Raw genomic sequence first — 13,911 nt, forward strand, 5'->3', positions numbered from 1 at the left:
CATGCCCATCGTCGTGTTGATCATCATCGGAGCCGCAGCCGGTTTTCTAGCCACACGCCTGATGCGGATCGAAGCAAGCATCCCGGCCACGCTATTGATCGGTATTGTCGGCGCCCTTTTGGGTGGGGTGATCCTACGTTCGCTTGCCTCGGTGATGGGCTGGATGTCCGGTTTCGTCGGTGCGGTTCTGGGCGCTTTGCTGGTGATCTGGATCTGGAAAACCTACCTGCGGCGCTAAGCCGATGGTGGGCGCCCTTTGTAAACCGGTAGTTGCCAGCCAAACAACAAGGATCCGGCCCTGAGCCCCCAACAGACCAAAGCGCAGAGGCCAAGCGCGGGTAGAGCATCCAAACCCAACCGGGTCGCCATGACAGCCGTCACTGCCCCTGCAAAAGCGCAGGTCACGTAAAGTTCACTTTGTTTCAGCACCAACGGCACTTCATTGCAGACCACATCGCGCATCAAACCACCCAGGCAGCCGGTGGTCACACCCATCAGCACGACAATCACCCCCGACTGATCCAGTGACAGGGCTGCGCCTGTCCCCGCCGCGACTGCGATGGACAGGGCAAAACTGTCCAGCCAGATCAGCCAGCGGTAACGGCTTTCAACCAGATGTGCGGTGAAGAACACCAGAACGGCTGCTGCACAGGCGATCAGGACATAGTTGGGTTGACACACCCAGAAAACCGGATGTCGGTCCAGCAGCAGATCTCGTACCGTGCCACCGCCTACCGCCGTCAGGCAGGCGATGAACGCAAATCCCACAAGGTCCAGCTGCGCCCGGCTGGCGACCAGCGCCCCGGTCAGGGCAAAGACCAGAACCGATGCGTAATCCAGCAGCGACAGCTCCGTCATGCTTCTGACTTTTTGGGTTTGAACGGGGCCATACCGGCACGCGCCAATTCGTCGGCGCGCTCGTTTTCGGGATGACCTGCATGACCTTTGACCCATTCCCATGTCACATCGTGCCGCTCTTGCGCCGCATCCAGACGCTGCCAAAGGTCCACATTCTTGACGGGTTTTTTGTTCGAGGTTTTCCAGCCGTTCCGTTTCCAGCCGAAAATCCAGCCGGTCACACCGTTTTTCACATAGGCGCTGTCAGTCACGATGGTGATGGTGGACGCGCGCTCCAGCGTTTCAAGCGCGCTGATCGCGGCGAGAAGCTCCATCCTGTTATTGGTGGTTTCCGCCTCGCCGCCGTTCAGTTCGCGTTCCTTCAGAACGGTCTCGCCTTGCATGGCGCGCAGCAAGACTCCCCAGCCCCCGGGGCCCGGATTGCCGGAACAGGCCCCATCGGTATAGGCAAAAAGCTCAGGCATAGGTGTGCAATCCGATCCAGTCCGACTCCGAGCCATCCAGGCCCGTTCCGCGACCGGTGCGTTGGCTGACTACCGTGAAACCGGCATCCTTCATGTAGGTCTTCAATTCATCCTCGGAATAATAGCTATAGAACCGCCCCAGCCGATCCGGGCCTTCACCTTGGCCCAATTTCATCGCGATAAAGAAGATGCCACGGGGTTTCAACGCATTCTGAATAGCGGCCAGATGGCTGGGAAATTGCGCCCGTGCGGCGTGGAGCAGGCTGAAATTGGCCCAAATCCCATCATACAGGCCTGCAGCGTCAAGGTCTGCGAATCCGGCTTGTCGGGCTGTCACGCCGGGATGGGTCGAGGCAAGTTCGACCATGCGGGCTGAGGCATCTGTCGCGTCCACAACCAATCCGGCTTGGGCCATAAGCGCGGCCGAGGTTCCCGGCCCGCATCCAAGATCCAAGACGCGTCCACCTGCGGGAATTGCAGCGATGAACTCGGAAACCCGAGGATCGGCTGCGTTGTCCTCATTGGTAAGCTGCGCATATTTTTCGGCTTGAGCGTCATAGACGGCAATGGTGTCTTGATCGGTCACAGGTACACTCCGACGGCCAGGCACAAAACAACGACGGTGGTGAGCAACAGGCGCAGTTTCAGCCACCAACGCGGTGCCAGCCCCCATTGCCAGAATAGGGCATCCAGGATCAGAAGGCCGACAAAGCCGGTCATCAGGTTCAGGCCGGCAGCCACAGGTCCACCTCCTGTCATGAAAAACGCCCACAGGGCAGGCAGCACTGACAGGCCATAACAGATTGTCGCCTTGGTTCCCGCGGTTTTTGTGGCGAAGCCCCAGAGAACCCCGGACATAAAGCTGAGGATGACCGAGCCATAGAACAGCTGCACATAAGGCCCGACCATCCGTGGCCCCAAGGCACGGCTGCCCCAGGCCTGAAGATCGTTATTCAAAAGAGTCAGCGCCCCCCAAACAAAGGGTATCAGGCCCGCCAATGCCAAGAACAGGGGGGCACGGGGAATGCCGTTCATGCAGGTTCTCGCAAAACGCGCGGGACTTTGAATTCGACGTTTTCGGTTGCGGTTTCCACAGGTGTAACGGTGACGTCGTAATGGGCGCGAAACGCGTCGACGACCTCGTTTACGAGGACCTCGGGGGCTGAGGCACCGGCGGTGATCGCGACGCTGGAAATCCCCTCAAGCGCGCGCCAGTCAATATCTGTCGCGCGCTGAACAAGTTGCGCATAATTGCAGCCTGCGCGCGACGCGACTTCGACAAGGCGGCGCGAGTTCGACGAGTTGGGCGCGCCCACTACCAGCAATGCATCTGATTTTGGCGCCACGGCTTTTACCGCTTCCTGCCGGTTGGTGGTCGCATAGCAGATATCTTCCTTGTGTGGGCCGACAATGGCCGGGAAGCGATCTTGCAGCGCGGCGATGATGTCCTTCGTGTCATCCACCGAAAGCGTGGTTTGGGTGACAAAGGCTAGCTTTTCCGGGTTGCGGACCGTCACGGTTGCGACATCTGCGACGGTTTCTACCAGCAGCACCTCACCCTCGGGCAGTTGTCCCATGGTGCCAATAGTCTCGGGGTGGCCTTTATGGCCGATCATGATCATCTGTAGCCCGGCATCCGAATGGCGTTGCGCCTCGACATGCACTTTCGATACCAAAGGGCAGGTGGCATCGACAAACACCATTTGGCGCTGAGACGCCTCCGCGGGAACCGACTTCGGAACCCCGTGCGCCGAGAACACGACGGGCCGGTCGTCAGGACATTCATCCAATTCTTCGACAAAGACCGCGCCTTTGTCGCGTAGGCTGTCGACCACGAATTTGTTGTGCACGATCTCATGGCGCACATAGACGGGCGCCCCCCATTTCTCGATTGCCATTTCGACAATCTTGATCGCGCGATCCACACCGGCGCAGAACCCGCGCGGGGCGGCAAGGTACAAGGTCAGGGGGGGCTTGGTCATCATCTGTCTCCTTACGAGGCAGTTAGGTCTTTTACCTGCCTTGGTCCAGACAGGAGCGCGTCATTTGTTTGACATGAATCGTAGATAAGAAACAGGTGTTTGATCACCAAGTCTTAGTTAAAGAAACGCGGCCAGGGCAAATGCTCTGACCGCGTTTATTTTTTTCGCTTGTGTGGGCCAGAAAAGCTTAGCTGCCTCCGGCCACTGCTACGCCGCGCGTATCGGTTGGCATTTCGCGAGGTGGGCGGCCAATGACGTCGCGCAGATCTTCCAATTCGATGAAATTATCTGCCTGGCGGCGCAACTCATCCGAGATCATCGGGGGTTGGCTGCGAATGGTCGACACGACCGAGACCCGAACGCCTTGACGTTGCAGGCTGGCAATCAGCGGGCGGAAATCCCCATCGCCCGAGAACAGCACAATGTGATCAACGCGTGGTGCAAGCTCCATGGCGTCGACGGTCAATTCGATGTCCATGTTGCCTTTGACTTTCCGACGCCCCATCGCGTCGGTGTATTCCTTGGCTGGTTTGGTCACCATGGTGAAGCCGTTGTAGTGCAACCAATCTACCAAAGGCCGGATCGGCGAATATTCGTCGTTTTCCAGTAGTGCGGTGTAGTAGAATGCCCTAAGCAGTTTGCCTCGGCGCATGAATTCCTGGCGGAGGAGTTTGTAGTCGATGTCGAACCCAAGCGCTTTGGCGGCGGCATAGAGGTTCGATCCATCGATGAACAGCGCTAGCCGTTCGTCTTTGTAGAACATAAAAAGACCCTTTCGGTACAAGACATCGTGCCGTGAGATCCGTGAGTGAGAAAAAATTGGTCAGCACAATGATGAGCCTAAAATAAGTCATTTGGCTGTTACCGCAAGTATTCTCTGAACCGAATATGGAGGTATCCTTGGTTAATAATACTTTAGATACCGTTGTGGCCCTTGGGGCTAATCTCAGTTTGAGATCGCAAAGCCCCGAGATGACACTTGAACGTGCAGTTGACGCAATGGAAACTTCTGGTTTGGTGATTCGCGCCAGAAGTCGTTTTTACAAGACACCGTGTTTTCCCGCCGGTTCCGGGCCTGATTATGTGAATGCTGCCGTTCTGGTCGGTAGCGAACTGCCATCCCGGTCTGTTTTGGACATATTACACGAAATAGAGAACCGGTTTGGACGACAACGACAGCAGCGTTGGGGAATGCGAACACTTGATTTGGACATGGTGTGCTGCGGCGATCAGGTCTCACCAAGCCTCAAAGAATACAATCATTGGCGTCTGCTGCCCTCGACAGAACAAATGAAATCGGCGCCCGAACAGTTGATATTGCCGCATCCGCGCTTGCAGGACCGGGCATTTGTGTTGGTTCCGATGGCGGATATTCTGCCCGATTGGACTCATCCCGTTTTGGGCCAAACCGTGCGGCAGATGCTGGACAACCTGCCCGACGAAGACATCTCGGCTATTCAGCCCCTGTGATCTGCCGGTTGGCCGTATTTCTTGCTTGTAAAGGCCGGGATTCGCGCTTAGATAAACCCCTTCTTGCCACGGATGAAGTTACGGAGAGCGCCCAATGGCCCGCGTTACGGTTGAAGATTGTGTAGACAAGGTCCCGAACCGGTTCGAACTGGTTATGCTTGCAGCCCACCGGGCACGCGAGATTTCCGCTGGTGCGTCGATCACCGTTGAGCGTGACAACGACAAGAACCCTGTTGTTTCGTTGCGGGAAATCGCAGACGAAACCCAAAGCGCAGATGAGCTTCGCGAGCGTCTGATCGAGTCGAACCAGACCCAGATCGAAGTTGACGAGCCGGAAGAAGATCAGATGGCACTGCTTATGGGTGCAGATTCGGACAAGCCTGTCGAAGACGACATGTCCGAAGAAAAGCTCCTGCGTGCCCTGATGGAGGCACAGGGCCAGGGCTAAGCCCCAGTATGAAGGTGCGGACCGGATGATTTCTGCTGACGACCTGATTGCGCTGGTCCGCAACTACAACCCGAAAACGAATGTTGACCGCATCACCCGGGCCTATGAGTTCGGGAAACAGATGCACGAGGGGCAGTTTCGCCATTCCGGCGAGCCCTATTTTACCCATCCCGTTGCTGTTGCCGCCATCCTGACCGAACAACGTCTGGATGATGCGACGATCATCACGGCTTTGCTGCACGACACGATCGAAGACACCAAGGCCAACTATGGGAAGGTGGCGGACCTGTTCGGCGATGAGGTTGCCAAGCTGGTCGATGGCGTTACCAAACTGACCAATCTGCAACTGTCCAGCCGAGAAACCAAGCAAGCCGAAAACTTCCGCAAATTGTTCATGGCCATGTCCAAGGATCTACGGGTGATCCTGGTCAAGCTGGCCGACCGTTTGCACAACATGCGCACGATCAAGGCGATGCGTCCTGAAAAGCAGGTTCAAAAAGCGCGCGAAACGATGGACATCTACGCGCCACTTGCCGGCCGCATGGGGATGCATTGGATGCGCGAAGAGCTGGAAGATCTCGCTTTCCGCGTGTTGAACCCGGAAGGTCGGCAATCGATCATTCGTCGGTTTATCACCTTGCAACGCGAAACCGGCGACGTGATCCACCGGATCACTGGTGACATGCGGCACGAGTTGGATAAGGCCGGGATTGAGGCCGAGGTCTTTGGGCGCGCTAAAAAGCCCTATTCGATCTGGCGCAAGATGCAGGAAAAGGATCAGGGCTTTTCGCGGCTATCTGACATCTATGGTTTTCGGATCATCACCGGGTCTGAGGAAGATTGTTATCGTACGCTGGGCGCGATCCATCAACGCTGGCGCGCGGTGCCGGGACGGTTCAAGGACTACATCAGTCAACCGAAGTCGAACGGTTATCGTTCGATCCACACCACGGTATCTGGGCGTGACGGCAAACGCGTCGAGGTGCAGATTCGCACCCGCCAGATGCATGACGTGGCCGAAACAGGCGTGGCTGCGCACTGGTCTTATCGTGACGGCGTTCGCTCGGAAAACCCGTTTGCGGTCGATCCCGCCAAATGGATTGCCAATCTGACCGAACAGTTCGACAGCGAAGAGGATCACGAAGATTTCCTCGAAGCCGTCAAACTGGAGATGTACTCGGACCAGGTGTTCTGCTTCACGCCCAAAGGGGATGTTGTGAAACTGCCACGTGGGGCAACTCCGATTGATTTTGCCTATGCCATCCACACACGCATCGGGCACGCTTGTGTGGGTGCCAAAGTTGACGGTATCCGCGTTCCGCTTTGGACCCGTCTGAAAAACGGTCAATCCGTCGACATCATTACGGCTGATGGGCAGACGCCGCAGGTCACCTGGCTTGAGATAGCGGTGACCGGCAAGGCGCGCACGGCCATCCGCAGGGCGCTGCGCGAGGTGGACCGCGAACGCTTTATCAAGCTGGGTAAGGAATTGGCACGCTCGGGTTTCGAACATGTCGGGCGCAAAGCAACGGACAAGGCGTTGGACACCGCCGCGAAACACTTGCGCTTGAACGACCGGCATGAGCTTCTTGCGCGCTTGGGCAGCGCTGAGCTGACAGCGCATGATGTGGTCGAGGCGGTCTATCCCGAGCTGACAAAAGACGAAGGCGACGCGATCCCGTTGCGGCGTGCAGTGATCGGTCTTGAGCCCGGTCAGGGCTTTGATCGTGCGCCTTGTTGTCAGCCTTTGCCGGGCGAGCGCATTGTTGGTATCACCTATCGTGGCAAAGGTGTTGTGGTGCACGCCATCGACTGTGACCGGCTCAGCGAGTTCGAGAGCGAGCCCGAGCGTTGGGTGGATCTACATTGGCATTCCGGTACTCACCCGGCTGTCTACAGCGCCACGCTTGAGCTGACCATTGGCAATGACGCCGGAGTTCTGGGTCGCATTTGCACATTGATCGGCGAGAAGAAGGCCAATATTTCGAACTTGCAATTTGTCGATCGTAAACCCGATTTTTACCGCCTGTTGCTGAGCGTTGAGCTGCGTGATCTTGAGCAGCTGCATTCGCTGATGCTGATGCTTGAGGCGGAAAGTGATGTGGCTGCAGTTGAACGGCACCGGGATATAGCTAAAACCGCAGTTGCAGCTGGTTAGGAAAGGGTGATCAGGAGTGGTATTCAAGCGCCGAGATCGACGCTCGCCTATCCAGATCGCATCGGAATTCGTTTATCCGCGCGGCGGTTGGACCCGCGCCTTCCTCTATGTCAAACACCGGGTGCGCCGGCTTCCCGATACACCTGACCGCATCGCGCGCGGGATTGGTGCCGGGGTCTTTGCGGCCTTCACACCGTTTTACGGGATGCATTTTGTGGTGGCCGCGATTGGAGCACGTCTGATCAAAGGCAACATACTGGCCTCGCTCAGCGGAACGTTTTTCGGCAATCCGCTGACCTATGTTCCGATCGGTGTGATTTGTCTGCAAACGGGTCATTTCCTACTGGGTACGGAATATGACGAAAGTGACACGCAAGGCCTGGGCTCCAAGTTTGCCGATGCCCTGGGCGACCTGAAGAACAACTTTTTCGCAATTTTTTCGGATCGCGTTGCTGACTGGCGCGGTTTGGACAAGTTCTATGATGATGTGTTCTTCCCCTACATGATCGGCGGGATCATTCCAGGCCTGATCGCAGGCGTTATCTGTTATTACCTCAGCTATCCATTGATCCTCACCTATCAGCAGCGCCGCCGCGCGCGGATCAAGGCGAAGTTCGAGGAAATCAAACGCCTTGCACAAGAAAACTCTGCCGTTCCGGGGGCAATGCCCATAGTCTCGGGCCGAACTGTGAAAGAGGAATCAACGGATGTCTGACAACCATCTGCGTTTGGGTGTGAACATCGATCATGTGGCAACCGTCCGCAACGCGCGGGGCGGGGCTTACCCCGACCCATTACGGGCTGCCAAACTGGCGGAAGAGGCGGGTGCTGACGGCATTACCGCCCATCTGCGTGAAGACCGCCGCCACATCTCGGACGCGGATATAGATGGGCTGATGGAAGTGCTTTCGGTTCCGCTGAACTTTGAGATGGCGGCAACCGATGAGATGCAGAAAATCGCCCTGCGTCACAAGCCACATGCGGTCTGTATCGTGCCCGAAAAGCGTGAGGAACGGACCACCGAAGGCGGGCTGGAAGTTGCGCGCGAAGAAAACAAGCTGGCGCATTTCATTGCGCCCCTGCGTGACGTGGGCTGCCGGGTGTCCATCTTCATCGCTGCGGATCAGCGACAGATCGAAGCTGCCCACCGGATCGGAGCGGAAGTGATCGAGCTGCACACAGGCGCCTATTGCGATGCGTTCTCCGAAGGCCGAGAGGACGACGCCGCGTGGGAATTGGAAGCCTTGCGGCAGATGTCCACATTTGCCCATTCACTGGGTCTTGAGGTCCATGCCGGGCACGGTTTGACCTATGACACGGTCATGCCCATCGCAGCCTTCCCCGAGGTGCGCGAGTTGAACATCGGTCACTTCCTGATCGGTGAGTCGATTTTTCTGGGCCTCGATCCCGCGATCCGCGAAATGCGCCGCCTGATGGATGTGGCGCGCGCATGATTACCCCGGCTTTTATCGCTATTTGGTTCGCCTGGCTTATGGCAGGTGGGTCGCCCGGACCTGCAACCATGGGCATCGCCGGTACGGCAATGAACGAAGGACGTCGTTCGGGTTTGGTTTTTGCTCTGGGCATTTGTGCGGGCTCAGCAAGTTGGGGCATAGCGGCCGCTTTAGGCCTTTCGGCTATCATGCTTGCAAATGTCTGGGTCTTTGAGGTGATCCGGTATGTTGGCGTTGCCTATTTGAGTTGGCTGGCGCTCAAGGCGTTGCGTCGGGCTTTCAACTCGGATGAGGTTGTGATGGGAAGACCTGTCACTGGTAGCCTTGGCACCGTCTTCGCCAAGGGCGCGGCGATACATCTTACCAATCCCAAAGCAATCCTAAGCTGGGGATCTATCTATGCCATTGTTGCGCCCGAGAACGCCGGGTTATCGGTCCTTTTGGCGTATTTCTTGATGCTTTATGTGGGTTCTTTGCTGGTTTTCATCGGCTATGCATTTCTTTTTTCGTCCGAAAGAATGGTCCGTATCTATCGCAACACACGTCGCTGGTTTGACTTGGCGTTTGCAGGTTTCTTTGGTGTCGCAAGCTACAAGATACTGACGGTGCGGTTATAGGTGTTTTGTGCCTTTGCTTATGACAACGTGAATCGAGGCGAATTGTGAAAGCAATAACTTACGAAGAATTTGGCCCCGCCGCAGACGTGCTGAGCATCACCGAGATGCCTGTGCCAAATCCCGCGCCAGGCGAAGTTCTGGTGCGCGTTCATGCCAGTGGGATCAACCCGTCAGATGTAAAGCTGCGCGGTGGTGCGCGCCCCGGTGCCGTGATGGCATATCCTCTGGTCATCCCCCACTCTGACGGTGCTGGCGTGATCGAAGCTGTGGGGCAAGGCGTCGATGCGGCACGGGTTGGCCAGCGGGTCTGGATCTGGAACGGTCAATGGCAGCGTGCTTTCGGAACGGGTGCCGAATACATCGCCCTGCCATCCGAACAGGCTGTTTGGCTGCCGGATGGGACAAGCTTTGCCGAAGGGGCGTGCTTGGGAATACCGGCGCTGACAGCCTGGTACGCTCTTTTTGGCGACGGCCCAATCGAAGGAAAAACCGTTCTGGTCACCGGCGGGGCGGGGACCGTAGGGCGCTATGCCTGCCAAATGGCGGCGCTGGGCGGCGCGCGGGTGATCACTACCGTCAGTTCGGAAGAAAAGGCGGCCCATTCCGGTGCTTCGGATTGGATCAATTACCGCACCGATGACGTGACCGAAGCCGTGCTGGATATGACCCAAGGCGTAGGTGTGGACCGCATCGTCGAGGTGGATTTCGCCGCCAACCAAGCTGCCTCGCTGGCCCTGATCCGACCGGGTGGTACGATTGCCAGCTATGCCTCAGCCTCACAAATGCGGCCCGAGTTGGATTTCTATGGCTTCATGTTCAAGAACATCCGCCTGCATATGTTGATCGTCTACCAACTGGACGCCGCCACCCGCCGCAAGGGCGAGGCGCAATTGACCCAGTGGTTGGACCAAGGCGCGCTGAGCCACGCGGTCGTGCCCGCTGGTGGTTTGGAAGATGCCGTTGCCGCCCATCAGATGGTTGAGGCGGGGCAGAAACTGGGCACAGTGGTTTTGGAGGTCTGAAGTGATCCTCGGTATCGGCACAGACCTCGCCAATATCGATCGCATCCAGGGTACGCTGGACCGGTTTGGCGATCGGTTCCGCAATCGCGTTTTTACCGAGACCGAACAGCGCAAGGCGGAACGTCGAGCAGACACGGCGGGCACCTACGCCAAACGCTGGGCGGCGAAAGAGGCGTGCTCTAAGGCGCTGGGCACCGGGCTGCGCATGGGCATCGCATGGAAGGACATGGCGGTCAGCAACTTGCGTACGGGCCAACCTATCATGCATGTGACCGGCTGGGCGGCTGAGCGCCTAAAAGAGATGACCCCGGAAGGGTACGAAGCCATCATCCACGTGACGCTGACCGATGACCACCCCTGGGCACAGGCCTTCGTGGTGATCGAGGCGCGGCCCCTTCAAGATCACGCCACGCGGCCTTGACTTGCCCCTACCATCCCCGCATGTAGCAGCAAAGCCAAGCAAAGACTGGAGAGAGCAGTATGGCCGAGGAAGCCAAGACCGGAAGCGGCGTCTGGGAGACGATCAAAACCATCGTCTATGCGCTGCTGATCGCAGGTGTATTCCGCACCCTGTTCTTTCAACCGTTCTGGATCCCCTCGGGGTCGATGAAGCAAACGCTGCTGATCGGGGATTTCCTGTTCGTCAACAAGATGACCTATGGCTATTCCTATGCTTCTTGTCCCAGCCTGATCATCCCACGCTTTGGTCTGAATATCGACGCTGAAGATATCTGCGGCTGGATGAAAGGCGACAATACCCGCATCTGGGGCGGAGAGCCTGAGCGCGGCGACGTGATCGTGTTCCGTCACCCGGTCACTGGGCGTGATTATATCAAGCGCCTGATTGGCTTGCCCGGCGACCGTATCCAGATCCGCGATGGCCAGATCATCCTGAACGATGTTGCCGTGCCACAACAGCCCGATGGCGTGTTCACCGAAATCGCAGAGCCTCAGGGCCCGCAAGGTCTGCGTCCGCGATGCGAAAATGGCCCGGTGGGGATTGGCGGCGCCTGCGAAAAGTCCCGCTCGATTGAAACCCTTCCAAATGGCGTCTCGTATGACGTTCTGAATATCGGCAATCAAGGATCGGACAATACAGGCATCTACAACGTGCCCGAAGGCCACTACTTCTTTATGGGGGACAACCGCGACAACTCGGCTGACAGCCGACTGCCGCAATCGGCCGGAGGTGTCGGATATGTGCCCTACGAAAACCTGATCGGCCGCGCAGATCGTATCTTCTTCTCATCGGCTGGCCGTTCGATGCTGTTCTTCTGGACATGGCGCGGCGACAGGTTCTTTAAGGCCGTCAAGTGAAGCTATCGTCTGAGATACAGGCTTTTCAAAAACGCTTGGGTTATGAATTTCAAAGCCCCGAGCTGCTTTTGCGGGCGCTGACCCATGGGTCGGTGTCGTCGCCGACGCGACCTGATAATCAGCGGCTTGAGTTTCTGGGCGACAGGGTCTTGGGTCTGGTGATGGCCACTGCCTTGCTCGAAGCAGACAAGAAAGCCACCGAAGGGCAACTCGCCCCGCGTTTCAACGCTCTGGTGCGCAAAGAGGCCTGCGCCGATGTGGCCCGCCAGATCGATCTGGGGGCGGTATTGAAGTTGGGCCGTTCCGAGATGCTTTCCGGCGGGCGCCGCAAGCAAGCCCTGCTGGGGGATGCGATGGAGGCGGTAATCGCAGCGATCTACCGCGACGCGGGGTTCGAGGCTGCGCGCGATGTGATCTTGGCCCTTTGGGGCGACCGCATTCATTCGGTTGAGGCCGACGCCCGCGACGCCAAAACCGCGCTGCAGGAATGGGCTCAGGCACGGGGTCAGAAACCGCCATCATATGTGGAAACCAAACGCAGCGGCCCGGATCACGCACCGATCTTTACCATCGCCGCGCGACTGCAGGACGGAACCGAAGCCCAAGCCACAGCTGGATCAAAACGTCAGGCCGAACAGGCGGCCGCCAAAGCGCTGCTGGATACCCTGTCCAAATAACTCAAATCACGCTCCCCACGTCATCTGGCCCAAAATACCCTGAGGTTGAGCCCGGACGGCGTCCGGGTGAAGGGGGTGGACCCCTCTAGCGCTTATAGACCCAAGCCCAAAGCACCAAATCCCTCTGGCCCGTCGGTGCAATCTGCTATAGGGGTGCGCACCTGCAACCAGGATCGCAACAGATATGACCACACGCGCCGGATTTATCGCCCTGATCGGAGAGCCCAACGCGGGCAAATCCACTCTTTTGAACCGCATGGTCGGGGCTAAGGTCTCAATCGTGACCCATAAGGTGCAGACCACCCGCGCCCGCATCCGTGGCGTGGCGATGGAAGGCGACGCGCAGTTGGTCTTTGTCGACACGCCGGGCCTGTTCAAACCCCGTCGACGTTTGGACCGCGCCATGGTGGCCGCAGCATGGGGCGGAGCGGCAGATGCGGATATCGTTGTGCTGATGGTCGAGGCGCATCGCGGTATCACCGAAGGGGTTGAACGCATCCTCGAAGGTCTGGAAGAGATCGGGCAGGGCCGCACGATCGCACTGGCCATCAACAAGATTGACAAAGTGCCAAGTGAGAAGCTCTTGGCCCTGACCAGCGATCTGAACGCGCGATACCCCTTTGCCGAAACCTTCATGATTTCGGCCGAGAAAGGCCACGGTGTTGATGACCTGCGCAGATGGCTTGCCGCTAAGCTACCGGAAGGCCCGTGGCTCTACCCCGAGGACCAGATCGCTGATCTGCCCCTGCGCATGATCGCTGCTGAAATGACGCGTGAGAAACTGACGCTGCGCCTGCATCAGGAACTGCCCTATCAGCTGACCGTCGAGACCGAGAGCTGGGAAGAGCGAAAGGACGGCTCCGCCAAGATCGATCAGGTGATCTATGTCATGCGCGACGGCCACAAGGGCATCGTTCTTGGCAAAAAGGGCGAGACGATCAAGGCGGTCAGCCAGGCCGCGCGGGCCGAGCTGGAAGAGTTTCTCGACCGCAAGATCCATCTATTCCTGCAAGTCAAAGTTCGGCCCAACTGGCTGGAGGAATCCGAGCGCTATTCGGAAATGGGTCTGGATTTCAAAGACGGTAACGCATGACGCGTCTGACGGCCGAGTTCTGGGTTCATGCATATCTGGCCCGGTTGCGGTTCCAGGACATCCCGGCCTTTGTCGTCACCCATGGGGACAACACCGCAGGCGCCGTTCTGGTCAAGCTGAACACACTTGACGGCCAGGCCGTTGCCTTTCAGCGCAGCTTTGACCTGATGAGCGGTGAACGCATTTGGGTCGAGCTTTCCAAAGGTGCTGAGCTGGACGTGGATTCTGCCATCGCCAAACAACGCAGCTTTGACCCTGATCTTTGGGTAATCGAGGTCGAAGACCGGCAAGGGCGGCATTTGCTGGGTGAAGAAGGGCTGGAATAACAACCCTTCAACTTCCATGGCTGCC

19 protein-coding genes are annotated in these 13,911 nt (G+C 57.8%); 13 read left to right on the forward strand and 6 right to left on the reverse strand.

Annotated features, from left to right (window positions below):
- Window position 1 precedes the first annotated feature (1 nt).
- The gene (locus tag GOW40_RS19835) at window positions 2–238 is read left to right on the forward strand and encodes a GlsB/YeaQ/YmgE family stress response membrane protein (RefSeq protein WP_171130573.1); all 237 of its coding nucleotides are present in this window, start codon (window positions 2–4) and stop codon (window positions 236–238) included.
- On the opposite strand, the gene GOW40_RS19840 is transcribed toward GOW40_RS19835, so the two are convergent.
- The 6 genes from GOW40_RS19840 to GOW40_RS19865 form a co-directional block, all read right to left on the reverse strand.
- Complete coding sequence (locus GOW40_RS19840; protein ID WP_171130570.1) at window positions 235–858, reverse strand: trimeric intracellular cation channel family protein; 624 nt, start codon at window positions 856–858, stop codon at window positions 235–237. The genes GOW40_RS19835 and GOW40_RS19840 overlap by 4 nt on opposite strands.
- On the reverse strand, window positions 855–1,322 hold the full coding sequence (rnhA, locus tag GOW40_RS19845; RefSeq protein WP_171130568.1) for a ribonuclease HI: 468 nt from the start codon (window positions 1,320–1,322) through the stop codon (window positions 855–857). Before rnhA ends, GOW40_RS19840 begins: the two co-directional genes overlap by 4 nt.
- Complete coding sequence (locus GOW40_RS19850; RefSeq protein ID WP_171130566.1) at window positions 1,315–1,908, reverse strand: class I SAM-dependent methyltransferase; 594 nt, start codon at window positions 1,906–1,908, stop codon at window positions 1,315–1,317. Before GOW40_RS19850 ends, rnhA begins: the two co-directional genes overlap by 8 nt.
- On the reverse strand, window positions 1,905–2,357 hold the full coding sequence (locus tag GOW40_RS19855; RefSeq protein ID WP_171130564.1) for a DUF3429 domain-containing protein: 453 nt from the start codon (window positions 2,355–2,357) through the stop codon (window positions 1,905–1,907). Before GOW40_RS19855 ends, GOW40_RS19850 begins: the two co-directional genes overlap by 4 nt.
- Window positions 2,354–3,304, reverse strand: a complete 951-nt coding sequence (gene ispH, locus GOW40_RS19860; protein ID WP_171231134.1) for a 4-hydroxy-3-methylbut-2-enyl diphosphate reductase — start codon at window positions 3,302–3,304, stop codon at window positions 2,354–2,356. Before ispH ends, GOW40_RS19855 begins: the two co-directional genes overlap by 4 nt.
- A 187-nt stretch (window positions 3,305–3,491) precedes the next feature.
- A complete protein-coding gene (locus GOW40_RS19865) occupies window positions 3,492–4,067 on the reverse strand; it encodes an NYN domain-containing protein (protein WP_171102769.1) in 576 nt (191 codons plus the stop codon).
- A gap of 125 nt (window positions 4,068–4,192) precedes the next feature.
- On the opposite strand from GOW40_RS19865, the gene folK reads away from it, so the two are divergent.
- From folK to GOW40_RS19925, 12 genes are all read left to right on the forward strand, one after another.
- Entirely contained in the window at window positions 4,193–4,774 is a 582-nt protein-coding gene (gene folK, locus GOW40_RS19870; protein WP_171130560.1) for a 2-amino-4-hydroxy-6-hydroxymethyldihydropteridine diphosphokinase, read from the forward strand.
- A 94-nt stretch (window positions 4,775–4,868) separates the two neighbouring features.
- Window positions 4,869–5,222, forward strand: coding sequence for a DNA-directed RNA polymerase subunit omega (rpoZ, locus tag GOW40_RS19875; protein WP_171102774.1), 354 nt, complete (start codon window positions 4,869–4,871; stop codon window positions 5,220–5,222).
- Window positions 5,223–5,247: 25 nt separating this feature from the next.
- A complete protein-coding gene (locus GOW40_RS19880) occupies window positions 5,248–7,380 on the forward strand; it encodes a bifunctional (p)ppGpp synthetase/guanosine-3',5'-bis(diphosphate) 3'-pyrophosphohydrolase (RefSeq protein WP_171102776.1) in 2,133 nt (710 codons plus the stop codon).
- 16 nt (window positions 7,381–7,396) lie between these two features.
- The gene (locus GOW40_RS19885; RefSeq protein ID WP_171130557.1) at window positions 7,397–8,095 is read left to right on the forward strand and encodes a DUF2062 domain-containing protein; all 699 of its coding nucleotides are present in this window, start codon (window positions 7,397–7,399) and stop codon (window positions 8,093–8,095) included.
- Window positions 8,088–8,834 carry a pyridoxine 5'-phosphate synthase gene (locus GOW40_RS19890; protein ID WP_171130556.1) on the forward strand — a complete coding sequence of 249 codons (747 nt, stop codon included), beginning with the start codon at window positions 8,088–8,090 and terminating at the stop codon, window positions 8,832–8,834. Before GOW40_RS19885 ends, GOW40_RS19890 begins: the two co-directional genes overlap by 8 nt.
- A complete protein-coding gene (locus GOW40_RS19895) occupies window positions 8,831–9,451 on the forward strand; it encodes a LysE family translocator (protein ID WP_171130554.1) in 621 nt (206 codons plus the stop codon). Before GOW40_RS19890 ends, GOW40_RS19895 begins: the two co-directional genes overlap by 4 nt.
- A 44-nt stretch (window positions 9,452–9,495) precedes the next feature.
- Window positions 9,496–10,473, forward strand: coding sequence for an NADPH:quinone reductase (locus GOW40_RS19900; RefSeq protein WP_171130552.1), 978 nt, complete (start codon window positions 9,496–9,498; stop codon window positions 10,471–10,473).
- 1 nt (window position 10,474) lies between these two features.
- Entirely contained in the window at window positions 10,475–10,894 is a 420-nt protein-coding gene (gene acpS / locus GOW40_RS19905) for a holo-ACP synthase (RefSeq protein WP_171102786.1), read from the forward strand.
- A gap of 59 nt (window positions 10,895–10,953) precedes the next feature.
- Window positions 10,954–11,790, forward strand: a complete 837-nt coding sequence (lepB, locus tag GOW40_RS19910) for a signal peptidase I (protein WP_171130550.1) — start codon at window positions 10,954–10,956, stop codon at window positions 11,788–11,790.
- Window positions 11,787–12,467 (forward strand): ribonuclease III, encoded by a 681-nt coding sequence (gene rnc, locus GOW40_RS19915; RefSeq protein WP_171102789.1) that lies wholly within the window; start codon window positions 11,787–11,789, stop codon window positions 12,465–12,467. Before lepB ends, rnc begins: the two co-directional genes overlap by 4 nt.
- A 184-nt stretch (window positions 12,468–12,651) precedes the next feature.
- Window positions 12,652–13,560, forward strand: coding sequence for a GTPase Era (gene era / locus GOW40_RS19920; protein WP_171130547.1), 909 nt, complete (start codon window positions 12,652–12,654; stop codon window positions 13,558–13,560).
- The gene (locus tag GOW40_RS19925) at window positions 13,557–13,886 is read left to right on the forward strand and encodes a DUF1491 family protein (RefSeq protein WP_171102793.1); all 330 of its coding nucleotides are present in this window, start codon (window positions 13,557–13,559) and stop codon (window positions 13,884–13,886) included. Before era ends, GOW40_RS19925 begins: the two co-directional genes overlap by 4 nt.
- The last annotated feature ends 25 nt before the right edge of the window (window positions 13,887–13,911 follow it).

The organism is Ruegeria sp. HKCCA6707, from assembly GCF_013033515.1.
Taxonomy (GTDB): domain Bacteria; phylum Pseudomonadota; class Alphaproteobacteria; order Rhodobacterales; family Rhodobacteraceae; genus Ruegeria.